At 58.7% G+C, this 26,001-nt stretch carries 19 protein-coding genes; 11 read left to right on the top strand and 8 right to left on the bottom strand.

From position 1 onward, the window contains the following. Positions 1-149 precede the first annotated feature (149 nt). The 3 genes from CCX46_RS07580 (at position 150) to CCX46_RS07570 (ending at position 2,631) form a co-directional block, all read left to right on the top strand. Positions 150-1,529: a sodium:solute symporter gene (locus CCX46_RS07580; protein WP_127926257.1), complete on the top strand. Its 1,380-nt coding sequence runs from the start codon at positions 150-152 to the stop codon at positions 1,527-1,529. 85 nt (positions 1,530-1,614) lie between these two features. Further along, positions 1,615-2,340 carry an MBL fold metallo-hydrolase gene (locus tag CCX46_RS07575; protein WP_127926256.1) on the top strand — a complete coding sequence of 242 codons (726 nt, stop codon included), beginning with the start codon at positions 1,615-1,617 and terminating at the stop codon, positions 2,338-2,340. Between the two features lie 42 nt (positions 2,341-2,382). Next, positions 2,383-2,631 (top strand): phosphopantetheine-containing protein, encoded by a 249-nt coding sequence (locus CCX46_RS07570; protein ID WP_034153223.1) that lies wholly within the window; start codon positions 2,383-2,385, stop codon positions 2,629-2,631. A gap of 105 nt (positions 2,632-2,736) precedes the next feature. Here CCX46_RS07570 and CCX46_RS30995 read toward each other — a convergent pair whose 3' ends face one another. Both CCX46_RS30995 and ptrR read right to left on the bottom strand, forming a co-directional pair. Then, positions 2,737-2,865 (bottom strand): PA1414 family protein, encoded by a 129-nt coding sequence (locus CCX46_RS30995; RefSeq protein ID WP_007914492.1) that lies wholly within the window; start codon positions 2,863-2,865, stop codon positions 2,737-2,739. Between the two features lie 142 nt (positions 2,866-3,007). Next, positions 3,008-3,901 (bottom strand): putrescine utilization regulator PtrR, encoded by an 894-nt coding sequence (gene ptrR / locus CCX46_RS07565; RefSeq protein WP_127926255.1) that lies wholly within the window; start codon positions 3,899-3,901, stop codon positions 3,008-3,010. Between the two features lie 104 nt (positions 3,902-4,005). Here ptrR and CCX46_RS07560 point away from each other — a divergent pair, with 104 nt between their 5' ends. Continuing rightward, positions 4,006-5,187 carry an MFS transporter gene (locus tag CCX46_RS07560; protein ID WP_127926254.1) on the top strand — a complete coding sequence of 394 codons (1,182 nt, stop codon included), beginning with the start codon at positions 4,006-4,008 and terminating at the stop codon, positions 5,185-5,187. On the opposite strand, the gene CCX46_RS07555 is transcribed toward CCX46_RS07560, so the two are convergent. From CCX46_RS07555 to CCX46_RS07545, 3 genes are all read right to left on the bottom strand, one after another. Next, positions 5,132-6,064: a DMT family transporter gene (locus CCX46_RS07555; protein WP_127926253.1), complete on the bottom strand. Its 933-nt coding sequence runs from the start codon at positions 6,062-6,064 to the stop codon at positions 5,132-5,134. The genes CCX46_RS07560 and CCX46_RS07555 overlap by 56 nt on opposite strands. 241 nt (positions 6,065-6,305) lie before the next feature. Continuing rightward, positions 6,306-6,710: a DUF2177 family protein gene (locus tag CCX46_RS07550; RefSeq protein WP_127926252.1), complete on the bottom strand. Its 405-nt coding sequence runs from the start codon at positions 6,708-6,710 to the stop codon at positions 6,306-6,308. A 46-nt stretch (positions 6,711-6,756) separates the two neighbouring features. After that, entirely contained in the window at positions 6,757-7,593 is an 837-nt protein-coding gene (locus CCX46_RS07545) for a CvfB family protein (protein WP_127926251.1), read from the bottom strand. 340 nt (positions 7,594-7,933) lie between these two features. On the opposite strand from CCX46_RS07545, the gene CCX46_RS07540 reads away from it, so the two are divergent. The 3 genes from CCX46_RS07540 (at position 7,934) to CCX46_RS07530 (ending at position 9,994) form a co-directional block, all read left to right on the top strand. Next, positions 7,934-8,122, top strand: coding sequence for a hypothetical protein (locus CCX46_RS07540; protein WP_016985943.1), 189 nt, complete (start codon positions 7,934-7,936; stop codon positions 8,120-8,122). A gap of 207 nt (positions 8,123-8,329) precedes the next feature. Continuing rightward, positions 8,330-9,046, top strand: coding sequence for a TorF family putative porin (locus CCX46_RS07535; protein ID WP_127926250.1), 717 nt, complete (start codon positions 8,330-8,332; stop codon positions 9,044-9,046). 78 nt (positions 9,047-9,124) lie between these two features. Then, a complete protein-coding gene (locus tag CCX46_RS07530; protein WP_127926249.1) occupies positions 9,125-9,994 on the top strand; it encodes a DUF6279 family lipoprotein in 870 nt (289 codons plus the stop codon). Between the two features lie 122 nt (positions 9,995-10,116). Here the strand turns inward: CCX46_RS07530 and CCX46_RS07525 are convergent, their stop codons facing one another. Then, on the bottom strand, positions 10,117-10,509 hold the full coding sequence (locus CCX46_RS07525; RefSeq protein WP_127926248.1) for a transcriptional regulator: 393 nt from the start codon (positions 10,507-10,509) through the stop codon (positions 10,117-10,119). 176 nt (positions 10,510-10,685) lie between these two features. Between CCX46_RS07525 and CCX46_RS07520 the strand changes: the two genes are divergently transcribed. Continuing rightward, positions 10,686-11,420, top strand: a complete 735-nt coding sequence (locus CCX46_RS07520) for a DUF899 domain-containing protein (RefSeq protein ID WP_127926247.1) — start codon at positions 10,686-10,688, stop codon at positions 11,418-11,420. A 76-nt stretch (positions 11,421-11,496) separates the two neighbouring features. Here CCX46_RS07520 and CCX46_RS07515 read toward each other — a convergent pair whose 3' ends face one another. After that, positions 11,497-22,296 carry a two-partner secretion domain-containing protein gene (locus CCX46_RS07515; protein WP_127926246.1) on the bottom strand — a complete coding sequence of 3,600 codons (10,800 nt, stop codon included), beginning with the start codon at positions 22,294-22,296 and terminating at the stop codon, positions 11,497-11,499. 436 nt (positions 22,297-22,732) lie between these two features. Here CCX46_RS07515 and CCX46_RS07510 point away from each other — a divergent pair, with 436 nt between their 5' ends. The 3 genes from CCX46_RS07510 to CCX46_RS07500 all read left to right on the top strand — a co-directional run bounded on the left by CCX46_RS07510 (position 22,733) and on the right by CCX46_RS07500 (position 24,466). Then, positions 22,733-23,008, top strand: a complete 276-nt coding sequence (locus tag CCX46_RS07510) for a hypothetical protein (protein ID WP_127926245.1) — start codon at positions 22,733-22,735, stop codon at positions 23,006-23,008. Positions 23,009-23,269: 261 nt separating this feature from the next. Beyond that, positions 23,270-23,854, top strand: coding sequence for a papain-like cysteine protease family protein (locus tag CCX46_RS07505; RefSeq protein WP_127926244.1), 585 nt, complete (start codon positions 23,270-23,272; stop codon positions 23,852-23,854). Between the two features lie 12 nt (positions 23,855-23,866). After that, the gene (locus CCX46_RS07500) at positions 23,867-24,466 is read left to right on the top strand and encodes a hypothetical protein (RefSeq protein WP_127926243.1); all 600 of its coding nucleotides are present in this window, start codon (positions 23,867-23,869) and stop codon (positions 24,464-24,466) included. Between the two features lie 52 nt (positions 24,467-24,518). Here CCX46_RS07500 and CCX46_RS07495 read toward each other — a convergent pair whose 3' ends face one another. Next, the gene (locus CCX46_RS07495; protein WP_007914470.1) at positions 24,519-25,859 is read right to left on the bottom strand and encodes a DEAD/DEAH box helicase; all 1,341 of its coding nucleotides are present in this window, start codon (positions 25,857-25,859) and stop codon (positions 24,519-24,521) included. Positions 25,860-26,001: the final 142 nt, after the last annotated feature.

Raw genomic sequence — 26,001 nt, 5'->3', positions numbered from 1 at the left:
GGTCCCCTGTGGGAGCGAGCCTGCTCGCGAAGACTTCAGCACATTCAACATTCATGTGACTGACAGACCGCCTTCGCGAGCAGGCTCGCTCCCACAGTGAGATTCGAATTCAGCCTCAACATAAAAAAGACAATCGGAGACACGCCATCATGGCTTTGGATTTATTCGTCGTCCTCATCTACGCCGCCGGCATGCTCTTGCTCGGCTACTTCGGCATGCGCAAGGCCAAGACCAACGAGGACTTTCTCGTCGCCGGTCGTAACCTCGGCCCAAGCCTGTACATGGGCACCATGGCCGCAACCGTTCTGGGCGGTGCGTCCACGGTCGGCACCGTGCGTCTGGGCTACGTGCATGGCATTTCCGGTTTCTGGCTGTGCGCGGCTCTCGGTTGCGGCATCGTTGCGCTGAACCTGTTTCTCGCCAAACCGCTGCTGAAACTGAAGATCTACACCGTTACCCAGGTGCTGGAAAAACGCTACAACCCGATGGCCCGCTCGGCCAGCGCGGCAATCATGCTGGCCTACGCGCTGATGATCGGCGTGACCTCGATCCTGGCGATCGGCACCGTCCTGCAAGTGCTGTTTGACCTGCCATTCTGGGTTTCGGTACTCGTCGGTGGTGGCGTGGTGGTGATCTATTCGGCGATCGGCGGCATGTGGTCGCTGACCCTGACCGACATCGTCCAGTTCATCATCAAGACCGTGGGCCTGATGTTCATCCTGCTGCCGATCTGCCTGTACCGCGTCGGCGGTTGGGACGAACTGGTGCTGAAACTGCCGGCGACTGCCTTCAGCTTCACCACCATCGGCTGGGACACGATCATCACCTACTTCATGATCTACTTCTTCGGCATCCTGATCGGTCAGGACATCTGGCAACGGGTGTTCACCGTCAAGACCGCCAAAGTCGCGCAATACGCCGGCAGCATCGCGGGTATCTACTGCATCCTCTACGGCCTGGCTTGCGCGCTGATCGGCATGGCTGCACACGTGCTGATCCCGGATCTGGACAACGTCAACAACGCCTTCGCCGCCATCGTCAAACTGTCGCTGCCGGACGGCATCCGTGGTCTGGTGATCGCGGCTGCACTGGCGGCGATGATGTCCACCGCCAGCGCCGGCCTGCTTGCCGCAGCCACCACCCTGACTGAAGACCTGTTGCCGAAACTGCGTGGCGGCAAACCGTCGAGCCTGGGCATCAACCGCCTGTTCACCCTGCTCACCGGCATCGTCGTGCTGGGTATCGCGCTGGTGGTGAACGATGTGATCAGTGCGCTGACTCTCGCTTACAACCTGTTGGTGGGCGGCATGCTGATCCCGCTGATGGGTGCGATCTTCTGGAAACGCGCGACCACTGCCGGCGCCATCGCCAGCATGGGCCTGGGTTTTGCCACGGCGCTGCTGTTCATGTTCAAGGACGGTCTGGATGCGAACACGCCGATCTACTACAGCCTGGCTGTGGGTCTGGTGAGTTTCGTGGTGGTCAGCCTGCTCTCCCCTCGCCCGGCGACGGTGGCGAGTGCGATCTAAGCTCTGATGTAACGACTTGATGCTTTCTTCGACGGGTGTGGCGTCGGTTGCCACACCCGTTTTTTTCGTCTGGAGAAAAGTGAATATGAAGATCGTTTCCCGCGATCAGTGGTTTGAAGTACAGAGTTTGAGTGACGGCATTAAGCTGATTCATGAACCGTATATTCGGCCGTTTTACCGCTGCAACTTGTGGCATGTGCGGGGGCGCGACAAAGATTTGCTGCTGGATAGCGGTTCAGGGCTGGTCAGCCTTCGTGAGCAGTTGCCGTGGCTGACTGAACGCCCGTTAGTGGCAGTGGCCAGTCATTGCCACTTCGACCATATCGCCGGCCACCATGAATTTTCCGAACGACTGGTGCATCCCGCCGAGGCAGACATTCTGGCGGCGCCGGATGGCGAAAACGATTTGAGCCGCGCCTTCGTCGGCGACGACATGTTTGAAGCGCATCCGGACTGCCCGTTGTGCTACGCCGAATACCGGGTCAAAGCCGCGCCGGCGACCGGGTTTGTCGAGAACGGCGACGTGCTCGATCTGGGCAATCGCACGCTGCAGGTGCTGCACACGCCGGGGCATTCGCCGGGCGGGATCAGCCTGTACGAGGCGGCGACGCAAACCCTGTTCAGCGGCGACATCATCTACGACGGGCCGCTCATCGAAGACGCCTACCACTCCAATCTTGAGGATTACGCCACCAGTCTGCGGCGTTTGCAGGCGTTACCGATCCGTACGGTGCATGGCGGCCATTTCGGCAGTTTTTCCGGAGAGCATTTGCGCTCGATGATTGACGAGTGGTTGCGCGGGCACGCCTGAGGCCTGCTTCACTCAAGCAGACAACAATCAGAAATATCTGCCATGAGAAGAGCTGCCGTACGTGCCGCCGTTCACCGATATATCCGGCGTCTGCTGGAAACCCGCGAATTCAACGACAACACCAGCCTGGTGCAGTTGGGACTGGAGAAAGCCGACATCGAGGATTTGATCTTTCATCTGGAAGATGAATTCGGACTGACGGCGTTCACCGCCGAAGAAGACCGCATGCTCAAGACCGCGAAAACCGCGAATGACTTGAGCCGGTTTTTGCTTGAGATAGGCCGTCATTAAAAGCAAAAGATCGCAGCCTTCGGCAGCGCCTACATTAATCCGTGCAGGAGCTGCCGAAGACTGCGATCTCTTGATCTTGAATCCTTTGATCTCGGATCGGGGGCGTTACCGGCGCCGTTGTTGACGGCGGCGCTGCTCGTCATCGGTGCGGATCGGTACAGGTTGCAGAGGCGGTTCGATCAGACCGAGGGCAACACCCAAGTCGTGCAGCCAGTTTTGAATTTTCTCTTTCATCGTCATGCCCCCTTCAGGGTGGTGCTGAGCGGCCGGAATTCTGAGGCCGCTTCGCACTGATAATAGTCCGAAGTCCTACGCAATGCTCGGCCAAATCCGCAATGATCTGTTACTGAATTGAACAGAGTTCGCCACCATTGGTTCAGGCTGTTTCCCGGGTTTCGATCCGAGCCGCAGGATAGACAGCCTGCTGCACCTCGATCCACGCATTCAGGTTGGCCCCGACCATGCCCTTGCGCCACATGAGCCATGTTGTCGCACCCGCGAATGATTCGGCCAAAGGGTGCACTGCGACACTCTCGCGCCCCGGCAGACTGGCCAGCATCGACTCCGACATCAGCGCCACGCCACTGCCGGCAATCACGCAGGCGAGCATGCCCTGATAGGACTCGATCTCCATCGCCCGGCCCATCGCCGCGTGATAGTGCGAAAACCACGCCTCCAGGCGCATGCGATACGAACACCCGCGACGAAAGGTGAACACCGACCGCCCTTCCACGTCCCGGGCGCTGTGCACTGGCGGATGATCGGGTTCGGTGATCAAAACCAACCGCTCTTCACACAACGGCACACCATCAAGTCCAGCCAGTTCCAGCGGACCATCCACCAGCGCCGCATCGAGTCGTCCGGTGAGCAAACCCTCCAGCAGCTCGGCACTCGGCGCCGACTGTACTTGCAGATTCACCGCCGGGTATTGCTTGTGATAGCGCGCCAGCAACGCCGGCAGATGAATTGCCGCCGTGCTGTACATGGTGCCGAGGACAAAATCCCCCGCCGGTTGCCCGCCCATGACTGCAGCGCTGGCCTGATCGCGTAACGCGAATAATTTGCCGGTGTAGTCCAGCAGGACTTTTCCCGCAGGCGAGAGCTGCAAACGCTGACGCTCACGGACGAACAGTTCGACACCGAGTTGCTCTTCCAGCTGTTTGAGCCGCGTCGACAGGTTCGACGGCACTCGGTGCAAGCGTTCGGCTGCGCGGGTGATTGACCCTTCTTCGGCGACGGCCTGAAAGATCCGCAGTTGGCTGAACTCCACAAGCTTTCTCCATAACAGAACAAGTTACTCACTATTATTCAATTTTAAAGAAAGTCAATCAGTCCTAGCCTGACGGTCATTGCTCCTTCAAAGGAATCCCGACCATGTCGCCCCTGATTCGCTTATCCGCCTGCTTCGTTGCCCTGATGATGGCCATGGGCATCGGGCGTTTCGCCCTCACTCCACAAATGCCACACCTGCTCAGCGAAGGGCAGATCGACCTGACGGCCGCCGGTCTGATCGCTGCGGCCAACTACCTCGGCTACTTGCTCGGTGCGGTCGACGCGATGTTCGCCCATCGCCCGCAGCAGGTTCTCAGACGTCTGCACGGCGGCTTGTGGCTGTGTGTACTGCTGACCTTGGCGTCGTTTTGGGCTGACGGTTTCTGGTCGCACCTGGTGCTGCGCTTTGGCACAGGGGTGGCAAGTGCGTGGGTGCTAGTGATGATCACTTCGCTGAGTCAGCCGCTGGCTGCCGCTGCGGGTCGTCCGCGTTTGGGCGCCCTGGTCTTTGCCGGACCGGGGTTGGGGATTTTTCTGACAGGGTTGCTGGCGCTGGTCTCACATCTGCTGAATCAGACATCCGCGACGTTGTGGCTGATTTATGCGGCGGCCGCGTTGCTGATGTTACTGAGCGTCTGGCGATTGCTGCCAACGCCCGTCGCAACGACAACGGCGGTTGCTGCGCCGGTCAGTCTGTCGAATCGGGGCATTGGGCGGCTGGCGGTGATTTATGCGCTGTACGGCGTCGGCTACATCATCCCGGCGACCTTTCTATCGCAAATGGCCAACGCGCAGTTCCATGGACAATGGCAGGCCGACCTGTTCTGGCCGTGTTTCGGTCTGGCCGCGGCGCTTGGCGTGTTGCTGGTGAGTCTGCGCCGTCACGATCCCGAAACCACCCGCCACTGGCTGATGGCAACGTTGTGGCTGCAAGCGGCTGGTGTGTTTGCCTGCCTGCTCGGCAGCGGCCTCGGCCTCACGCTGGGCGTGATCCTCTGCGGCACACCGTTCCTGGCGTGCATGCAACTGGTCATGCAACGCTCGCGGGAACTGGCGCCCCATGCCACCCAGCGCAATGCCGGCATGCTCACCGCGTGCTTTGCGCTCGGCCAACTCAGTGGCCCGTTGCTGGCGGCGTTGAGCAGCCATTTCAGCGGCAGTTTGCACCCTGCCCTGGTGATCGCCGGCAGCGGCTTGCTGATTGCCGGCGGTCTGGCGATGCAATCGACTAGCGCTGGCCCAGCGCTTTGCGCAAACGCCGACGCAGCCACTGCTCGGCGCTGACAAAGGTGATGCCGAGCAACACCAGCACCGCGCCGATGACGAAGTTCAGACTCAACTGTTCGCCGAGCAAAATCACACCGAAGGTCACGCCAAACAGTGGCGTCATGAACGAAAACACCGCGAGGTTGGCCGCCAGATAACGGCGCAGCAACCAGAACCAGATCAGGTAACTGAAGAACGACACCACCAGGCCCTGGAACAAAACGCTGGCCACCGCTACGGGAGTCAGGCTGACATGGGTGATCTGGCCGCTGAACAGCGCAATCAGCAGCAGGCCGAGGAAGCCGACGATCAACTGATAGAACAGAGTCAACGTCACCGGTGCTTCCGACAGCCGTGAGGCGCGCACCACCACCGTGGTCGCGCCCCAGCAGGCGCCCGCCAACACGCCAAAGGCATCGCCGAGCAGCATGCGCCGGTCGAGGTTGTCCCACGACACGCCGCCGGCAAAGGCAATTGCAATGCCGATGAACGCGAGCAGAATACCCAGCCATTGCAACGGTCGCAGGCGCTCACTGGCCAGCAGAAAATGCACGCCCAACGCGGTGAAGATCGGAGCGGTGTAGAGGAACACCGACATGTGTGCAGCCGTGGTCAGTTGCAGACCTTCAGCGATAAAAAGGAATTCCAGACCGAACAGCGCACCAGCCAGCAAGCCGCCGCGCCAGGTGTTGCCGACCTGATCCCAGCCGCCCTTCCAGCAGATCAGCAACCCCACCAGCAACGCAGAGATCCCCGAGCGCGCGGCCGCTTGCATGACAGGCGCGATGTCCGGCGCCGCCCATTTGATCATCACTTGCTGCACGCCCCAGATCAGGCAGAGGCCGATCATCACCTGCAAGGCAAAACTGTCGGCATTACGCCGCTCGACACTCACCGCAACACCTCGAACACGCACAACATGGCAGGCCATCCAATGGTCAGAAAACAGTGCTGGGGATTATCAATCAGTCGGGCGGAAAAAGCCGTCTGGAAAAGACATTTGTTTCTTCAGTGGCGGTAGCAGTGGATGGCTGTCGGCTGCGCCGCCATTCGCGAGCAGGCTCGCTCCCACTTTGGAGTGCGTTCCCCTGTGGGAGCGAGCCTGCTCGCAAAGGGGCCGGCACTGCCAACACACATTACCGAGCAGACTTGCCAAACCGTTGAGCGAACAAAAAACCAACGCTACAAGCCACAGCAGTAGCAAACGTCCCCCACGCCCAATCCATCAGCGTCACCTGCACCGACCACCCGCGCAATGTTGCCCAGTTCGTCAGGTCATACGTGCCGTAAGCTACCAGCCCTAACAACGCGCCCCGCTTCGCCGCCCATTGCCACGTCACGGCCGGCAGCACCACAAACACCACGCAGCCAAAAACATACAGGCAATAAAAAACCGCTGCCGGAACCAGCAGCGGTTTTTCGAGTATCAGCGAACCGAGCAGTTCGCGATAGATCGGCGCCATCAACAGGCCGAGCCAGATACCGTCGAGCAACAGAAACGTCAGCAGCGTGGCAACGTAGACAATCAGCGCTTTTTTCATCGACCCGACCTCGTGTGTGCCCCATGCAACATGGGCCACCCAAGGCTCAGGTTAGTTCAATGCGATCGGCATGAATAACGATCTTGCCTTCCTTGTACAGCGCACCGATGGCCTTCTTGAAGTTGCCCTTGCTGACGCCGAACAGGCTGCTGATCAACGCCGGATCGCTCTTGTCGCTGACCGGCAGCGTGCCGCTGTTGTCGCGCAACTTGGCGAGGATCTTCGAGTTCAGGCTGCTCGCCGCTTCCTGGCCAACCGGTTGCAGGCTCAGGGCGATCTTGCCGTCGGCACGGACTTCCTTGATGTAGCCCTTCTCGCTCATGCCGGCGCGCATGAACTTGAAGATTTCGTTTTTGTGAATCAAACCCCAATGCTTGTTGTTGATGATCGCCTTGAAGCCCATGTCGGTGGCTTCGGCAACCAGCAGATCAACTTCCTGGCCCTGGCTGTAGTTGGCCGGGGTCTTGTCGAGGTAGCGATCCAGACGCGCGGTAGCGGTGATGCGGCGGGTGTGCTTGTCGAGATAGACGTGCACCACGCAGTATTCGCCGGCGGTCATCTGGCGCTTTTCTTCGGAGTACGGCAGCAACAGATCCTTCGGCAGCCCCCAATCGAGAAACACACCGATGCTGTTGACTTCAACGACTTTCAGACTGGCAAATTCACCCACCTGAACTTTCGGTTTTTCCGTGGTAGCGAGAAGTTTGTCTTCGCTGTCCAGATAAACAAATACGTTGAGCCAGTCTTCATCTTCGCTGGGAATATCTTTAGGGATATAACGGTTGGGCAAAAGAATTTCGCCGTCGGCACCGCCGTCCAGATATAAACCGAAGTTAGTGTGTTTAACCACTTGCAAACTGTTGTAACGCCCGACTAAAGCCATTTCCAGAACCCTCATTGCGTGGGCGGCATTCTACCCGTTTTTGTGCTGGCCGTCGGGCGGCAGATCCGCACGCGTCAGAATTCTGCGCAACGCCCTGATTTTCCTTGTGTGCGGCTGAGCTGAGGTGCCGCTCGTCAGGCAGACCCCAGCGCTCGCGGTTGAATATTTCAATGCCTGCAAACCTGAATGTTCTTATTTAAAACAGCAGGTTAGCCGGATATTTCGAATATTTAATCGAGAATAATGCAGTACAGCGGTGGGTTATTCCCGGGGATATTTACCAAGCAATTGTCAAGTTATTCCTGTACGATGCCTGGCCGAGTTACTTTTCTACAGGTTAATGGCCGCCATGCGTGTAAAAGCATCCACCAGCAAAGCAAAGCCAGCTCCAGCCGTTGAAACCAGCGAATCGATCAACGATCAGATTGCGGCGTTCCTCAAGTCCGGCGGCGAGATTCAACAAATTGCCAAAGGCGTCAGTGGCCAGACATTCGGCCCGTCCAAGCAGATCAGCCTGGGCAAGAAGTAACATCCGGTTTTACACCCGTCCAGAGGCGCTTTGAGCTTCGAAGCGCCTGGACTGGCACCGCGCAATATCCCCTTCGCTTTAAACAAAAATTCTTGTAAATCGACGAACGGCCTTCAATGCCGATCATTCGCCGGTATCCTTGCACGCGTCTAGATCAAGCGTTTCAGCAGGCCCGCCACCCTGCCCGCGCTGTTCATGGAGTGACGCATGCGCAAATCTTCCTGTTTATCACTTGTAGGCCTGCTGGCTTGCGCGACTGCGCACGCGCAGATTTTCCAGCGAGAACTGGGCGATTTCGATCTCAAACTAGGCACCACCCCCACGCGCAGCATGGCCCAGGGTCTGGTCAAGCCCGCGGCAATCGGTTCCTTCCACGGCGGCCTCGACCTCAGCCACGACAGTGGTCTCTACGTTGGCCAGTACGCGCCGAGCATGGGCATCACACCTGGCAAGAATCTCGAAATCGATTCCTACGTCGGCTTTAAACAGCCCTTCGATCAAACCCTCGGCTATGAAGTCGGCATGATCCACTACAGCTATCCCGAAGTAGACACCCTCGACAGTCAGGAGCTTTTCGGCGGCCTGACCCTGCTCGGCAGTCGTTTCGGCGTGGCCTTGAGCAACGACCCGGACAAACAGAACAACACCTTGTTTGCCGACCTTGGCGGCAATCAACCGTTCGGCATCGGCGTCAGCATGAAATACACCACCCACCAACTGAACACGCCCGTCGCCGTGGACGGTGGTTATGTCAGCAGTTTTACCGACTGGTCAGTGAAATTGTCCCGACCGTTCATGGGGGTCGATCTCGACCTGATCTACAGCAATTCCAGCCTCAGCGGCAGCGATTGCTCGGCCTATTCCGGGCACAACAGCCAGTGCGACGGCCTCGTCACCCTCAAGGCCGAACGCGCGTTCTATTGATCGGCTGAACTGCCGGGTTCATTCTGCGTTCACATAGGAATCAGATCCTCGAAGCCAGGCTCACGCAAGGATTCGCCCATGTCTCGCTGTTTCAAGCACATCGCCGCTCTACTGATTTTCACCCTCGCCCTCGGCGCTTGCAGTCGCGTCGGCCTGGCCTATCGCAATCTCGACGTCATTATTCCGTGGACGCTCGGTGATTACCTGGACATGAACGGCGAGCAGAAGGACTGGTTCAACGAACGCCTCAAGGACCACCTGAGCTGGCATTGCACCACGCAATTGCCGGGTTATCTGGACTGGCTTGATCGCCTGCAGACCATGGTCGAAACCAATCAGGTCACCGATGCCGCGTTACAGGCGCGCACGACGGAAGCCAAGCAGGCCATTGCCGAAACCGCTCGAGAGATCACCCCTTCGGCCATTGAGCTGTTGCAAGGTCTGGATGACAAGCAAGTGGCCGAGATGAATGACGCGTTTGCCAAGGATCTGCGCAAGCGTCAGCAGGAATACCTCAAACCACCGCTTGATCAACAAATTGCCGAGCGTGGCGCGCGAATGGTTAAACGCTTGAATGACTGGCTCGGCCCCTTGAGCGCCACCCAGGAACAGCGGGTCATGGCTTGGTCGACCGCGTTGGGCGATCAGTACACCCAATGGATCGCCAATCGCGCCCATTGGCAGAAGCAGTTCAGTGCTGCCGTGGCGCAACGCAAAAGCCCCGAATTCCCACAGAGAATCGAGACGCTTCTGGTCAATCGAGAGAGTTTATGGACAGCGGATTACCGCAAAGCCTTCGCCGATACTGAAGCGCAGGGACGCTCGCTGGCGGTGGACCTGATGGCCCAGAGTACGCCGCAACAGCGTCAGCGCTTGTTGAAGAAGATCGAAGGCGTGCGCAAAGACTTCAACGACCTCAAATGCCTGAAGGCTGCGCAAAAAACCTGAACAACACGAAGATCAATGTGGGAGCGAGCCTGCTCGCGAAAGCGGTGCATCAGTTACTTCAAATGTCACTGACAGACCGTATTCGCGAGCAGGCTCGCTCCCACATGGGGATACCTTTGGACTCAGGCGATCTGAGCTTTAGATGCCACTTCATCAAACGTGGCCTCGGCCAGCGCATCCTCCTGCTCATCCAGCACCTGACGCGGGTGATCGTTGCCGGGAATGCTGCTGTCGATCAGGCTAAGCAGGCTGGAACCGCGCGGGGTCAGGACAAAATTGTTTCCGGTGCTGCCCTCTTCGTCCGGACGCGGTGCGATATAGCCGCGCAACAGCAGCAGCCTTTCATAGTCGCAGGCCAGCGTTTTCAGGTGATCAAGGTTCTCGATCGGTTCGCCCGCACTGGCTTTCTCCGCCGCATAGTCTTCGGCGTAGGCCCGAGGGGCAAAACTGTGTCCGGCACTGTTCTGCACTTCGTGCAGCAATCGCTCAATCAAATCCCAGTTATAAATCGTCATCCTGATCCAACCTCCGGTGCGCGTGATTTATGGCGCGTTCATAGGTTGTGACCTGAGCGGTTCCCAGCCGTTCAGCCGCATTTGCCGAGCCGACCGACCGGCGGTCTGTCGATTTCCCGCAGGGTTAAACGACTAGTCTGAAACAGACGGTTTCAACCCCCGCAGGAGAAATCATCATGAACGTTGAGAATCATCCGGTGGTATCGCGCGAAGAATGGCTCGCCGCCCGCAAGCAACATCTCGCCGACGAAAAAGCCTTCACCAAAGAACGCGACCGCCTCAGCGCCAAACGTCGCGCATTGCCATGGGTGAAGGTCGACAAGGACTACCACTTCCAAGGGCCGAACGGCGAATTAAAGCTGGCTGATCTGTTCGGCAAACACAGCCAATTAGTGGTTTATCACTTCATGTTTGCCAAGGACTGGGAGGAAGGCTGTCAGGGCTGCTCGTTCCTCAGCGACCACATCGACGGTGCCAACCAGCATCTGGCTCATCACGACATCGCCGTGGTTGCGGTATCTCATGCGCCGTTCAACGAGTTCCAGGACTTTAAACGGCGCATGGGCTGGAAGTTTGACTGGGTGTCGTCAGAGGGTTGCGACTTCAACTATGACTTCGGCGTGTGCGCCCGGGCTGAGGATGTCGCGGCCGGAAAGGCTACGTACAACTACGAAAAGACTGACAGCGCCGAGGAAGAAATGCCGGGGTTGAGTGTGTTTTATCGTGATGAGGCCGGGGAGATTCTCCATACCTACTCGACCTACGCTCGCGGTCTCGACATGCTGGTCGGTGCCTACAACTACCTCGACCTCACGCCCAAGGGCAGGAATGAGGACGAGATCATGGAATGGGTGCGGCACCATGATCGGTATGAAGGCGGCAGCAATTCCGGTTGCTGCCATGAGCAGTAATCAATAGAAAAGCCGTCAAAAAAGCTACTCGCTGAAGTACTCGAGCCAGGCCCGAGTACTTCTAGAGACCATGGCGTCACTGCCTGGCTTCACGCTTGGTCTGTTCAATCAATGGCCGATACTGGTCATACAGCGCACCGTAGTTGACGACTAACGCCGGCGGCATGCTGCCGACGTTTTCATACCACGTCATGTCCACGCCATTCTTGGCAATGATCAGCTTATCCATCCAGGTGTCATGCAACGTGGCAAAGGCATTCATGCCCGGTACCGAGTTGGCAATATTGCTGATCAGTGTGCCGTGACAGACCGCCAGCAACGATGCACATTCTTGATTCAGACCAATGTTCTTGCCCTCGACCCACTCGCCATTGATCCATTCGCGTGGCACCAGACCATTCTCGAGTTCCGTGAATTTAGGGCCGCCCGCACGGTCTTCACCCGGCCGGATATCAGGTCCGCGACCGGTCCAGTACGCATAGATTTCCGCCAGCGCACCGGTGCCGGCAATGGTCAGCCATGACTTGTCGCTGCCGTCGCCGGTCAGCAACCCCTTGAGCGCGGTATTGACCGCATAAGCCTTGAGTCGCTCGGTGACATTCTGGGTGATCAGGTTGCCCTGCGGCCCGGTCACTTTGCCCCAGGTGTTGGTATAGGAGCCGGCACCGGCAATGATCGCCGCCGTGACATAACTCTTGATGTTTTCTTCCGAGAGCACGTCTTTGAGGGTGTCGGCCAGATTGCCCTTGTTGTTGATAGCGCTGACTGCCGCCGTACTGGCCATCGAGGTGATCACCGCAGTCAAGGCAACGTTGCCAACGCCGGCAGCGGTGGTTGCTGTCGCCGCTGCGAACGTCGATCCGGTTCCGGATGCCAGAGTGCCGCCGACTGCCGCGCTCGCGGCGCCGGCCGTCAACACCGTGACAATGATCGCCACGGCAATCGCGGCGCCCATGCCCATGCCGGAACTTTCGTAGTCCCACTGGTCATGCACTTCCTTGATCATGCGCCAGTCGATGTCGCCGCGGTTCTGCATGTCCTTGAGCCATGCCAGTTGCGGATCAGCCTTGACCATCGCATCGATGCTGTCGGCCACGGTCTTCTGGTTGACTTCCTTGACATCGATACGAATGTCGCCGGCCGCCTTGATAACGATGTCACCGGCCGCAAGCAGATGACTCTGGCGAATGCTTTCGTCGGTCTGCCCGGCGCCTTTGGCTGAGGTCCAGGCCAGACTGCTCTTGCTTTTCTCGTGGCTCTCCTTTTTCAGGTCGGTGACACTTTCGAAGATCAGGTCACCGCCGCTGCTGATGGTCAGGTCCTTGCCGGCCTTCAGGTTGGCCGCCTGATAGAGCTGATCACCGCCACTGGCAATCGTCAAATCGCCGCCACTGCTGATTTCACTGCCGATATGGGTGACTTTGGTCACCTCGTCACGCCGGGTTTCCTTGCGTCCCAGGCTGCCTTTTTTCTTTTTGTCGTACAGCGAATAGTCGTAATCCTCGGCGGCCAACACATTGATGTCATTGCCGGCGAACAGATAGGCTTCGTCGCCTGCGGTGATCCGGCTCGACACCACGGTCAGGTCTTTACCTGAGGTGAACCCGGCCTTGCCACCGGCGCTGATCGAACTGGCAATCTGATCAATATGGTCTTCCTGCGCGGTGACCTTTTTCGATTTGTAATAGGAATGGGATTCCTCTTCGGCCGAGACGATCAACAGATCACGGTCGGCGCTCATGCCGATATCACGCTGGGCGCTGATCTGACTGCCGATCACCGACAGATCCCGACCGGCATTGACGGTAAAATCGCGTCCGGCCGTGGCAGTCGAACCGACCTGATGAACGCTGCTGGTGGTGGCACCGGTAAACGCGGAATTGTTGCTTTGCGCCGAAACGATGCTCGCGTCGCGCCCCGCCTCGATCACGGTATCGCGCCCACTGACCAGTGCACTGCCGGTGCTGATGAAGTCGCGGCCGGCACTGGCTTTCAGATCGTTGGTGGCCTCGATGCGTGATGCATTGTCGAGGTACTCACGATGCTGTGAGTAGCCCTGTGTGGCAAAACCGCTGCTGGTCACCGTGCGCTCGTTGATGATGTCGCCCTTCACCGCGACCAGATTGACATCGCGCCCGGTGATGATGCCGCCCGATTGGTTGACAATGCTGTTGCCGGCCAGCAAGTCGAGACGGTTGCCCGCCTCGATCAGGCCGCTATTGACCAAGTCATTGCCGGCTGCCGCTGTCAGGTTGTTACTGGCTCGCAGGGTGCCAGCGTTTTGCAGATCGTTGCCAGCAATCAACTTGACGTTAGTGCCCTGGATCAACGCACCATTTGGCGCCAGCCGATTATTGGCCTGAGCCAGATAGAGCACCGGCACCAGCACTTTCTCGCCATTCACTTCGTGCTCTTCGAGCCAGACGATGTCGTGGGTCAGCGCCGCAACCTGCTCGGCGGTGAGCGTCACCCCCACCGACAGATTGAGTTGATCCTTGCTGGCGATAGCATTGTTCATCAGGTACTTGAACAGGCCCTCATCGGAAGTCTGACCATCAATGAAGCGCTGTCCGGTGCGCTCGACCACCGCCTGCTGAATCAAGCGCTGCTCGTACAAACCATCGCCCAGGCGCTTGGCACTTTGGTCAGGGTCATAACCGAGTTTGGCCAGCAGATAATCGGAACTCATGAACTGTTTGAGTTCGGTGAGTACCGGGTTGGTTTCAATCAAGTACTTGTGCGCATTCGATGGCGCCTGGGTATTGGGCAGCCCCTGTACCCTGGCCAGCGTCTGGCCGGTGTTGTCCTTGAGCGGAGCGCTCGGGACGCCGCTCGACGAGCCACCACCGAACTGGACGCTGACATCAATGGCGCTCTGGCCGGAGCTCGGATCTGCGCCTTTACGATCGGCTGTGCTCAGTTGCCGATCAGTCACGCCGACCGGGTTGATCGAGTCAAATGTCAGTGTCCGCCCGCCACTTGGCACTTCGGCCTGACGCTGGGTTTGCGTGACTGACGCGCCGCCGATGGTCCAGTTCTGCGAACCACCGGGCAGCGGCGCTGCGCCGCCCGAACTGGCGCCTTGACCGCTCAAGCGGAACAGGCCGTTTTGCCCGCTCGGCAGTGCGAATCCGGGGGATGCCAACGGGTTGACCTGTTGTTGCGCGAGATCTGGCGGCAATTGGCGGTTGAGGCTGATTACGGTAGGTTTGGCCCCACCCCCGGCGCGCGTGTCGGCTGTCTTCCCCGGGCCGGCAGCGGTTGCACTGAACGACTTCAGTTCGCCGTTACTGATGTTGTTGGTCGCGTTGATCACTACGTTGCCACCGGCCTGCACAATCGCCGGGACATAGGTCTTGCCCGCCGACTCGGTAATGACCGTCTGGAACGGCGTGGCGTTGATGATTTCCGCCGGCGCCTGCACGCGAACCCCTGAAGCATATTGCGACGCTCCAAAAGTGACATAACCGCCACCCGAGGCATCATTTGCATACGTACCGATATATTGAGTACTGGTCTCGAGGATGTGGGGGTTGTTCTTGAGCCAAGGTGTCACCGACGACTCTGCACCTCCTGCAGTCCAGAACCGGATGTCCTTGTTGTAACCTGCATCATTGTGGCTGTTGTAGTCGACAATTTGACTCCAAAGTGTCCTGGTCGGCGCCTTGTTGGTGATGTACTTGAGCGACGAATAGCTGCCCAGCGAACTGCCGGAGTTGTTGAACGTATCGACATTGATGGTGATGTCGGACGACGCGGACACGGTGGAGTTGGAGTTGATGAACTCCGAACCAGTGACGCTCAGATTACGTCCGGCGGTGATGCTCGAAGCATCGGCGTCACCCGAAACCGTGACGTTGAACGTCTGCTGCCAGACCAGGTGTGAATCAACGTCCTCCATATGCTTGGGCCGGGCGGAATCACAGTTGAAGCAACGCACCCCGATGGACGAAGAATCGCCCTCGGTAGTGGTGACGCTGAAGTTTTCCATCTTGTTGTTGACCACGGCCGACTTCAACGACATATCGCCAGTGGACTCGATCCGCCCGGACAGGTTGTCAATCCGGCCTGCACGGTCGGCACCGTTGTAACCCGACACATTGATGTCACCCAGGCTGTACATATCGCTGTAAGTGTTGGTCAGGGTGCCGACTTGCAGGTCCATATGGCCACCGCTGAACAGCAGTGAGCCTTGATTGACGCGGATGCGGTTGTTCGTCAGGTTCTGCGCGTTGATCAACAGGTTTCTGGCACTGGCCAGCGTGCCGAGATTGCTCACCGTAGCGGCTCTGATTTCCATTGCATCAGCCGATGTCAGCCGCCCCATGTTGGTCAATTGGCCGCCCACATTGAGCTTGGTCAAACCGCCACCGGCGACACTGGCAGCCTCGTTGACAGTCAGTTGCGCCGCACCGAGCGTGAGGTCACCCACGCTTGAAACCCGGCCATTGCCGCCGTAACTGCCCGTCAGTTGTACATCCAGAGTGCCGTCACTGGCGATCAAGCCGTCGTTGTTCCAGTCGCCACCGCGCCCTTGCAGGTGCGTGGATGCCAGTATCTGACCACTGGCAGTCTGGCTGAAATTGTTGACGTTGACGTTCAACCGACCTGCCTGAATCACGCTGGAGTTGCTCCAGCTATCGGCATTGAGGGTCAGCCCGCCGCGGGTGACGATACTGCCGCCTGCGCCGGTGACATTGGCCGTGGAAATATCAAACGTGCCCTCGCCCAGATGCAGCAGTTGACCGCCACTGTTCTGAAAGCTGCCGACGGCCAGTGTCAAATCGGTGTTACCGGTTTCCAGTACGCCGTAGCGATTGTCCAGCAGCCCGCCAATCTGAAAGGCGGTTTTGCCACTGTTGCTCAGCGAGCGCAGCTTGCCGGTCTGGTTATCCAGGCTGGCCGCCTTGACTGCCAGAGTGGTGTCGCTTTCGATGACACCGCCACGGTTGTTCAAATCGTTGAGCAGATTCAGGTCGATACGATTGCCAGCGATCTGGCCGACATTGTTGTCCAGCCGGGTGCCGCTCACGCTGAGCAGGTTTTTCGCGTAGAGACCGCCGCTGCCGTTATCCAGCGCCGCCGTGGTAATGCTCACATCCGCGGCCTGCGCCGAGATCCGCCCGCCATTGTTGCTCAATCCGGCCAGAGCCGTGAGTTTGAGACCCTGCGCCTGAATGATGCCGCCCTGGCGATTGTTGTTCAGATCGACGCCGTTGCGCAGGACGCCAACAGTGCGTGCTTCCAATGCGCCTTTTATGCTCGCCAGCACACCGCCACGGTTGTCGATGTTGGCAGCGTTGAGACTGACGGCACCGGTTTCGGCAATGATTCTGCCGCTCTGGTTATCGAGGTCGCCGATGACATCGAGTGTCAAACCGTTCTGGCTCTGGATTGCGCCTTTGGCGTTGGTCAGGCTGTTGGCCTTGAGCAGCAGACCGGCGGTCTGGCTATAGATCAAGCCATCGCCATGATTGAGTACGGTCCCACTGGCGGTGATGGTCAGATCGCCCTTGGCGGCAATGGTGCCCTTGTCGCTGTTGTCCAGCGACTGCGCCTGCAGATCCAGTGTGCTCTGGCTGATCAGTTGACCGTTGCGGTTGCCCAGATCGGTAACGCCTTTGATGCTCAAAGGCCCCGCGCCGGCCAGTTTGCCGGCGCTGTTGTTCAGTTTTCCGGAAAGCCGGAGGTTGATCGCAGCATCACTGACGATCTGGCCGTTACTGTTGTCCAGCCCCGTTGCGCCGACATCGATCGCCTGTTGCGCATTGACCGTACCGCCGACGTTACTCAATGTGGCGCTGTTGATAGTCAGTGCGGCGCCGCTGTCGATCAGGCCCCCCCCAGCGTTATTGAGCGTCCCGTCCACCGCCAGTGTCTGGCCCTCGCCACTGCTGATAATGCCTTTGTCGCTGTTGTCCAGACTGCCGGCCTCGACGTTCAGCCTGCCATGACTGACCAGAGCGCCAGAACCGCTGTTGAGCAGGTCACCCTGCATGGCCACGAACACATTGCCATTGCGACTGGAGAGCGTGCCACCGCTGCGGTTATCGAGGCTGGCGCCTTTGACGACCAGGCCTTCCCAACCTGAAATCAAGCCGTTGCGGTTGACCAGACGAGTGCCGTCGAGGGTCAGTTTCTGGCTGCTGATCAACTTGCCAGCGTTGTTGATCACGTTCCGTGCAACCACGTCGAATCCGAGGCTGCTGGAGATTTCGCCGCTGTCGTTATCGAGATCACGCAGACGTTCAAGGGTCAGCAAGCCGTTGGCTGTGAGCAAACCGTTACGGTTGTCGAGATCACCATCCGCCAGATTCACCGTGACGGCCTTTTCGCCCAGTAAGCGGCCACCGTTCTGGGTCAGTGCGGTCAGCGTGAGATGGATATCATCCTTGGCGGACACCTCGCCGCCGTTGCTGGAATCCAGGGTCGTACCGGTCAGTGACAGCGTCCCGCGACTGTTGATCAAACCGTTGTTACGGTTGTTCAACGCCATGGCGTTTAAGGTGATGGCGTCCACCGCCAGTATCATCCCGCCGTCATTGCTCAAATCGCCACTGCTGATCTGCAGCGCTTTATCGGCGTTGATCACGCCATTGGCGTCGTTGCGCAACACGCCGTCGACGGTCAGATCAAGCCTGCCTCGGCTGTCCAGACTGCCACCGCTGTTGTTCAAACTGGCGCTGCGAACGTCAATCGACGTCGCGCCGATCAAGCCTTTGACGTTATCCAGCGCATTGGCAATGCGTAACGTCAGGCCCTGACTGCTTAAAAGCCTGCCATTGCTGTTATCCAGGTTTTGCGCAGTCAACGTGAAGGCCTGTTTGCTGGAGATCTCACCGCCCTGATTGTTGACGCCATTCAATTGTTTGAGCAGCAAGGCACCGGGCGCGTTGATAAGGCCATTCTGGTTGTTCAACTGACCGTTGTTCATGTCCAGGCTCAGGCTGGTTTTGCTGAACAATTGGCCGCCCTGCTGGTCAAGCCCGGTGACCGATGCAGTTAGCGCTTCTTCGCTGCCGATACGTCCTCGGTCACGGTTATTCACCTGAGCGGCGTGCAGATCCAGCGTGCTGGCGCTGTTGAGCTGTCCAGACTGGCTGTTGTCAAACGCCCCGGTGGTGACCGTCACCGCGCCCTTGGCGCTGATTGTGCCGTTCTGACTGTTATCCAGGCGGGTGCTGACGAGCTTGAGCACGCCGTCAGTCACCAGCGAACCACCCTGATTTGCGACTGCGCCCTGACTGTCGAGCGTCAAATCTTCAGCACTCGACAGACTGCCCATGGTGTTGGTCAGTTGAGCCGTACTGATCGTCAACTGGCGTTCGCTACTGACCTTGCCGTGACTGTTGTCGAATGCACCACTCAGATCCAGGTGCGCCTGCTGCAGGCTGAACAGATTGCCAGCGCTGTTATCCAGCACACGTCCGTGCAGATTGAACAGGGATCGGGAATTGATCAGACCGCTGTTGCGATTGAGCAAGCGATCGACTGTCAGCGTGAGCGCCTGCCCCGAGAAAATCTGCCCGGCATCGCTGTTGTCGACGTTGTCGGCGGTGATCGTCACGGTCGAGTTGCTGGTAATTTCGCCTCCACGGTTGTCTATCTCGCCGCTGTTGAGGGTCAGGGCCTGCGTAGCCCCCAGAAGTCCACCTTGGCGGTTATCGAGTGTTTCAGCGGTCAGACCGAGCACACCGGTGGCGATCAGTTGGCCCTTCTGGTTGTTCAGGCTCTGTGCATTGACGGTGGCATCGGCCTTGCTGGCAATGTTGCCGCCGGCGTTATCCAGCGCCTGTGCCGCAAGCGTGAGTTGTCCGTCGGCAATGAGCGTACCAAGCTGGTTATCCAGCCCCTTTTCGGTGACCAGCAATAGCTCGCCACGGCTGCTGATCAGCCCTTCGTGGTTGTCGAGGCTGTCGCTATGACTGTCCAGCGAAGCGCCGGCAATAATGCCTTTGGTGTTGTTCAACGCTCGTGCAATACGCAGCATCAGCCCCAGCTGGCTGAGCAATTTGCCGTTGCTGTTATCGAGTTCCTGTGCTGCCAGCGTGAAGGCTTGCTGACTGGAAATTTCACCACCCTGGTTGTTCACGCCGTTGAGGTTTTTCAGCAACAACGCACTAGGTGCGTTGATCAAACCTTTCTGATTATTCAACTGGCCGTTGTTCAGGTCGAGGGTCAGATCAGCCTTGCTGAACAGTTCACCGCCCTGCTGATCCAGCCCGCTGACCGACATCGTCAGGGCCTGCTGGCTGGCAATTCGTCCTGTGCCGTTATTGACCTGCTTTGCCCTGATATCCAGCGCTGCACCACTGACCACCTGGCCGCTCTGGCTGTTATCGAAATCGCCGCTGCCGAGCCGGGCGATTGCCTTGCTGGAGATCAAACCTTTGCGACTGTTATCGAGACGGTCACTGTTGAGGGTCAAACTGCTGTCAGTGCTGATCGAACCGGCCTGATTGAGCAGATCGCCACGACTGTTCAACAGCAGCTCACCGGCACTGCCCAGACTACCGGCACTGTTGTCGATACGACCGGCATGAGCGGTCAATGAACCCTCACTGCTGATGAGACCTTGTACGTTGAGCAAAGCTTCGTCGAGGGTAATGTCCAGACCACTGAGAATTTCGAGGTTGCCGTTGCTGTTATCCAGCACGCGGCCCGTTACCGTCGCCGCCCCTTTGGCGCTGATCAGCCCCTTGTTCTGGTTGTTGACCGTAGCGACTGCCAGCGCCAGGTTCTTGCCAGCGAGGACCTTGCCAGCGTCGGCGTTGTTCAGACGCTGTCCGGTGAGGGTCAATAACTGGCTGGCGGAGAGTTCCCCGGCGCGGTTGTCGATTTCTTCGACATTCACCGTGAGTGCTTTCGTGGTGCCCACCAACCCGCCGTTGCGGTTATCGAGGGTTTTGCCCGTCAGACTCAGGTTGCCCTGCGCCACCAGTGCACCGCCCTGCTGTTGCAAAAGACCAATTGTGGCGAGCAGATCACCCTGACTGGAAATACGCCCCAGCGCGTTTTGCACCTCGGCGACAGTGAGCGTGACCGGGCCGACAGCGCTGATCAAGCCGCCGCTGTTATCCAGACGTAAGCCGGAGTAAGCGATCCCGGCCTTGCCGCTGACCTTGCCTTTGTCGCGGTTGTCGAGTTGACCGACATTCAGCGTCAGTTGCTGGTCGGCCTGAATTGTTCCAACGCGGTTATCCGCCGAATCACTGCGCAATGCCAAGGTGGTTTTGCCGATGACTTTGCCGTCGCGGTTGTCGAGGCTGCCGGTCTGCGCATCGATGGCGCCTTTGGCGGTGATCTCACCTTTGTTGCGGTTATCGAGCAACCCGCTGACGCGCGCGGTCAGGTAACCATCGCTGACCAGCGCGCCGGCATCTCGATTATCCAGGCTGGCGGCTGTGAAACTCACCGACTGGGCAGAACCGAGTACGCCGTCGCGATTGTCCATGGCACCGCTGAGGTCGATATTCAGGCCCAGGTCGCCGAGAATCTGGCCGCTGCGGTTGTTCACCGTACCGGCGTTGAGCCGGGTGGTGCCGCTGCTGGCAATCTCGCCGTTGCTGTTGTTCAGTGTCGCCGCCGTGATGACGGTGGTTTGCCCATTGAGCGTGCCACTCTGGTTGTTCAGGGTTTGCGCGGTGTTGACCGTCAGATTGCGGCTGGCGGTGAGGCTTTTGCCGGTGTTGTCGAGATTCTGCGCGGTGAGGCTCAGGTCGCCGCTGGCATTGCGGCTGCCGTCGGCATTGACTCCGGCTTCGATGGCGCCGGCGTTGGTCAGTTGGCCGCTCGCGCTGAGGCTGATGCTGTCGCGGGCCGCGAGGGTCTGGCGGTTGGTCAGGTTGCCTTGGGTTTGCACGTTGAGCGCGGTGCCGGCGTAAACCGGGCCGCGCGCGTCGAGGCTGGCGGCCTTGACGTTGACCGCGCCAGTGGCCGAGGTGTCGGCCAGACTCAACTGACCGTTGGCATCGAGTTGAATATCACCGCCGCTGGCAATCAGCTTGCCGTCGAGTTTCACGCCGACACCGGCCTCGGTGCCGACCAGTTTGATCGCCCCGGCGTACATGCCGCCCAGCGCCGAGGAGTCGATGGCGAGTTGCGGTTTGCTGCTGCCGTCATCGGCGCGGGCGGTGGCATTCAGGGTTTGTGCGTTGACGTCGTTGCGCCCGGCGACAATCGTCAGGTTCTGCGCCTGCAGTTGCGCGTTGATCTTTGCGCTGCGGGTGATGATTTCGAAACGGTCGACGTTGGTCGCGTTGAGGCCTGCACCTTCGATGGCCACCGAACCCTGATCAACCTGAAAACGATCCAGCCGACCGTTGTCGAGCACTGGTTTACCGGTGGTCAAGGTCACCCGTGGCGAGTTGATGAAACCGCAGCCATTACAGGTAATGCCGTAAGGGTTGGCGACGATGACCCGCGCTGACTGCCCCGCCACTTCGGTGTAGCCGCGCAACTGGCTCGGGTTACCGCTGATGACTTCGTTGAGAATCGCCTGCGCCGAACCGCTGTTTTTCAGGTTCGGGTTGTCGACGATATGCCCGCCCAACTGGGTGAGATTATTCTGCGTCGAGCCGTTGTTGAGGATCAGACCCTGCGCACCGACGTTGTAGTCGTGGAACTGGTTGTGCGACAGGCCACTGGCATTAGGCGTGGCGATATTGATGATCGGCACGCCGTTGCCGGCGCGATCCAGCGAGGTGTTCGGGTTGGCCACCACAATGCCATCAGCCTGCGCCCACATCGGTTGCCAGAACATGACGTTCGCCAGCAAAAACGCCAGGCCGCGTTTGGGTACGCCGCAGACCTTCTCAGATTTTCCGAGGGCGTCAGAGGCTTGATGCGTGAATACCGCGTACGGGCGAACATCCATGTTGAGATCTCGTTGCTGCAGGTTGATTGGCAAAAACAACAGGCAAAGCAATCCCCGACCAGCCAAAACCAGAGTGCCGGTGAGTCATAAGCTGAATCAGGAGATTTAGCGCAATGGTCAGAGCGTCCAAAGCATTGCTAAACAATCGCAGACAGGCTGCGAAACTTCTGTTCGATCCCTCGAAAACACACATTGATATCAATGTGACAGCCCGATGTTAGATCGCCATCATTCTGGCGTCAATAAGCCGCTACGCCACTATTCTCGCAACCGCTCTAGCTCGCGGGCTGCGCTCATAAATATGTAATTTTGGCGAAGATCGCTACCTGTTGTTTGCATAATCCGATCGGGGCTGCAAGCGAGCAGCACTGAACTTTTCACGTCTTTGAACCCTCAACCGATTAACCCGCCTTAACCGGAACTGAGGCCTGCCCCCATGAAAACCCTGATCAAACTCACCCTCGCCGCCACCCTCACCTGTGCCCTGCCCGTCTGGGCCTGCACGCCTGAAGAAGCCACCGCAAAGCGCGAACAATTGGCCAAGGAAGTCTCGAAGCTGACCGAGCAGAATCCGGCCAAGGCCAAAGAGATCAATGCCGAATTGCAGAAGATGGATCTGGGTACGGCCAGTGCGGATCTGCCGGATAAATGTCAGTTGATTGATCAGCGGTTGAAAGAACTGAATTCTGCCGAGAAGAAGACCGAGGGCTAACAGCAAGATCAAAAGATCGCAGCCTGCGGCAGCTCCTACACAAAACCCTGTAGAGCTGCCGAAGGCTGCGATCTTTTGCCACTAAAAATGCATTAACGCATTTATTTATTTGCACTAACGCATATCTCTGGCTAGGGTTACCTCGAGCAAGGAGATCGGAACCGGCCACAGAAGATGGCACCCGTTAAGCACCGATCGCTCGGCAACACCGCTATACCCACACAAGCTGGACGCTTGTTTTCACTCATGGAGGATTGAAAAATGTTAACCACAGCAGCAACACAATTCACCGGCGAATCACTGCCAAGGTGCCTGGCCGGTCACCTGCTCGACCCGCAACTCGCCGAAGTCGAAGCCGCTGAACAGCTCAGCGCCCTCGCCGCCGGCAGCCTCAACTTCAACATGCAGAAACAGACCCAGACCAACTGGTGCTGGGCCGCCGTTTCCGCCTCGGTCGGCAACTATTACGGCACCGGCAACTGGACGCAGTGCGGCGTCGCCAGCACCCAGCTCGATCGCAACTGCTGCAATCAGCCGGGGCCGTGCAACGTCTACGGCTATCTGGATTCGGCGCTGCAAACCACCCGTAGCTACAACGGCATGAATCAGGGTTCGCTGCAGATGTCGGCCATCCAGAACCAGATCAGCATGGGCCGCCCCGTCGGCTTGCGTTGCGCCTGGTACGGTGGTGGTGCGCATTTCCTGACGATTTACGGTACCAACGGCGATTACGTGTTGGTCGCAGACTCGATCTACGGTTATTCGACCCGCGCACTGAACGCATTCCCCCGCGCCTACAACGGCGGCGGCAATTGGACTCACACCTACTTCACGGTAAAAAACTAGGAGGGCGACATCATGCAACTGACTTATCCAAAGGCGCCTTCCAACGGCGTTCAGACTTTGCGCCCGGCGCTGCAAGCCGCGCTGCAAACCCAGGGCTTTGGCGCCAATCGCCAGTTCGCCAACACGGCACCTGCAAAAATCAGTCTCAGCGAAGCCTATCGCGGCTACTCGTTGAACCTGGAGGACCTGAGCCACGGCAAAGGCCTGAAGGAGGCTCGCCTCGGCGACTGGCATTACCTGGTATTTGCCGACGGCGTGACGATTGCCGATGCGCAATTGGCTGAAGTGCGCGGTCACGTCGAGTTCGCCTCGTTGAACCACGGCGATCACGCCGCCGCGACAGTGGGAGCGTTGAAACTGGCAGAGCAAGCGCCGCAACTTCAGGGCAAGACCGTTGAGTTGCGCGTGCTGTTTGTCTCGGCCCTGCACGTTGTCGCGATCTGGCTGCATGCCGACGGTGAAGACGTGCTGATCCCGATCGAGCCAACACCGAAAGAACTGGCGACCACGCAGTTGTACAGCGAAGCAACACTGCTCGCCGCACTGAAACCGGCAGCGGATCAAGCCAAGCGGCGCTTTGACGCCGACACCAGTGGCCAGCTCGGCAACTGATGGACGAAAAAAAACCCGGACATTGTCCGGGTTTTTTATGCGCGCCTGAAACTTACTCAGCCGCAGGTTCTGCTGGCTTGCGGCGCTTCAGCGGGGCCATGCCGTCGCTGCTCACCAACGAATCCGGCTTCGGACGGTTGGCGCTCTTGCGCTTGGTCGGCGTCTTGGCGGCGGTTTTCTTCTTGTCGCCCTTCGCGTCGGTCTTTTTCTTCTTCACACCAACGGCTTTGCCCGAGGCCTTGACCTTTTTCGGCCCGCCGTAGGTGCCTTTGACCTCCTTGATGGTACGGCGCTCGAAGCTCTGCTTGAGGTAGCGCTCGATGCTCGACATCAGGTTCCAGTCGCCGTGGCAGATCAGCGAGATCGCCAGACCGTCGTTACCGGCGCGGCCAGTACGACCGATGCGGTGCACGTACTCGTCGCCGCTGCGTGGCATGTCGAAGTTGATCACCAGATCCAGACCATCAACGTCCAGACCACGGGCCGCAACGTCGGTGGCCACGAGGATCTTCACGCCGCCCTGCTTCAGACGGTCGATCGCCAGTTTGCGATCCTTCTGGTCTTTCTCGCCGTGCAGCACGAACGCTTTGTATTCCTGAGCCACGAGGCGGCCGTAGATGCGGTCGGCCATGGCGCGGGTGTTGGTGAAGACGATGGCCTTCTGGTAGGTCTCGTTGGCCAGCAGCCAGTTCACAATCTGCTCTTTGTGCTGATTGTGGTCGGCGGTGATGATTTGCTGACGGGTGGTCGAGTTCAGCTGACTGACCGCGTTGAGCTGCAGGTGCTCAGGGTTGTTCAGCACCTTGCCGATCATGTCGCGCAGGCCGGAACCGCCGGTGGTGGCCGAGAACAGCATGGTCTGCTGACGGTTCGGACATTCGTCGACCAGACGCTGTACGTCTTCGGCGAAACCCATGTCGAGCATGCGGTCGGCTTCGTCAAGCACCAGCACTTCGACTTCTTTGAGGTCGAGATTGCCGGCGTTGAGTTGCTCGATCATCCGGCCCGGGGTGCCGATGAGGATGTCCGGCACTTTGCGCAGCATCGCGGCCTGGACCTTGAAGTCTTCACCGCCGGTGATCAGGCCGGACTTGATGAAGGTGAACTGCGAAAAGCGTTCAACTTCCTTCAGGGTCTGCTGGGCCAGTTCACGGGTCGGCAGCAGGATCAGCGTCTTGATGCTGACGCGAACCTTGGCCGGGCCGATCAGGCGATTGAGGATTGGCAGAACGAAAGCGGCGGTTTTGCCGCTACCGGTTTGCGCCGTCACCCGCAGATCACGCCCTTGGAGCGCCAGCGGGATGGCCGCGGCTTGCACAGGCGTTGGCTCGACAAATTTCAGCTCGGCCACAGCTTTAAGCAGGCGTTCGTGCAGGGCGAATTGGGAAAACACGGGTGCTACCTCGAAGATATGCAAAAAAACAGCTGCATAGGTTACCGGTTTCGAGCGCTCAGGCCGAGTTTCTTTATACAAACGGACGTAATCAGTGGCTTTTTTGTTGCTCGATTTGTCTCCAACGGTAATACACGGCGTC

It is taken from the genome of Pseudomonas sp. RU47 (genome assembly GCF_004011755.1).
Taxonomy (GTDB): Bacteria; Pseudomonadota; Gammaproteobacteria; order Pseudomonadales; family Pseudomonadaceae; genus Aquipseudomonas.
Note: the sequence above shows the minus strand (reverse complement) of the source record. Positions and strands in the feature narration are given on the sequence as shown.

What these genes read in the sequence shown, in the direction of transcription:
- CCX46_RS07575 (WP_127926256.1), top strand. Translation starts at nt 1,615, where the DNA reads ATGAAGATCGTTTCCCGCGATCAGTGGTTTGAAGTACAGAGTTTGAGT.
- CCX46_RS07580 (WP_127926257.1), top strand. Translation starts at nt 150, where the DNA reads ATGGCTTTGGATTTATTCGTCGTCCTCATCTACGCCGCCGGCATGCTC.
- CCX46_RS07535 (WP_127926250.1), top strand. Translation starts at nt 8,330, where the DNA reads ATGCGCAAATCTTCCTGTTTATCACTTGTAGGCCTGCTGGCTTGCGCG.
- CCX46_RS30995 (WP_007914492.1), bottom strand. Translation starts at nt 2,865, where the DNA reads ATGAAAGAGAAAATTCAAAACTGGCTGCACGACTTGGGTGTTGCCCTC.
- CCX46_RS07520 (WP_127926247.1), top strand. Translation starts at nt 10,686, where the DNA reads ATGAACGTTGAGAATCATCCGGTGGTATCGCGCGAAGAATGGCTCGCC.
- CCX46_RS07540 (WP_016985943.1), top strand. Translation starts at nt 7,934, where the DNA reads ATGGCCGCCATGCGTGTAAAAGCATCCACCAGCAAAGCAAAGCCAGCT.
- CCX46_RS07570 (WP_034153223.1), top strand. Translation starts at nt 2,383, where the DNA reads ATGAGAAGAGCTGCCGTACGTGCCGCCGTTCACCGATATATCCGGCGT.
- CCX46_RS07545 (WP_127926251.1), bottom strand. Translation starts at nt 7,593, where the DNA reads ATGGCTTTAGTCGGGCGTTACAACAGTTTGCAAGTGGTTAAACACACT.
- CCX46_RS07500 (WP_127926243.1), top strand. Translation starts at nt 23,867, where the DNA reads ATGCAACTGACTTATCCAAAGGCGCCTTCCAACGGCGTTCAGACTTTG.
- CCX46_RS07515 (WP_127926246.1), bottom strand. Translation starts at nt 22,296, where the DNA reads ATGGATGTTCGCCCGTACGCGGTATTCACGCATCAAGCCTCTGACGCC.
- CCX46_RS07525 (WP_127926248.1), bottom strand. Translation starts at nt 10,509, where the DNA reads ATGACGATTTATAACTGGGATTTGATTGAGCGATTGCTGCACGAAGTG.
- CCX46_RS07505 (WP_127926244.1), top strand. Translation starts at nt 23,270, where the DNA reads ATGTTAACCACAGCAGCAACACAATTCACCGGCGAATCACTGCCAAGG.
- CCX46_RS07510 (WP_127926245.1), top strand. Translation starts at nt 22,733, where the DNA reads ATGAAAACCCTGATCAAACTCACCCTCGCCGCCACCCTCACCTGTGCC.
- CCX46_RS07550 (WP_127926252.1), bottom strand. Translation starts at nt 6,710, where the DNA reads ATGAAAAAAGCGCTGATTGTCTACGTTGCCACGCTGCTGACGTTTCTG.
- CCX46_RS07560 (WP_127926254.1), top strand. Translation starts at nt 4,006, where the DNA reads ATGTCGCCCCTGATTCGCTTATCCGCCTGCTTCGTTGCCCTGATGATG.
- CCX46_RS07530 (WP_127926249.1), top strand. Translation starts at nt 9,125, where the DNA reads ATGTCTCGCTGTTTCAAGCACATCGCCGCTCTACTGATTTTCACCCTC.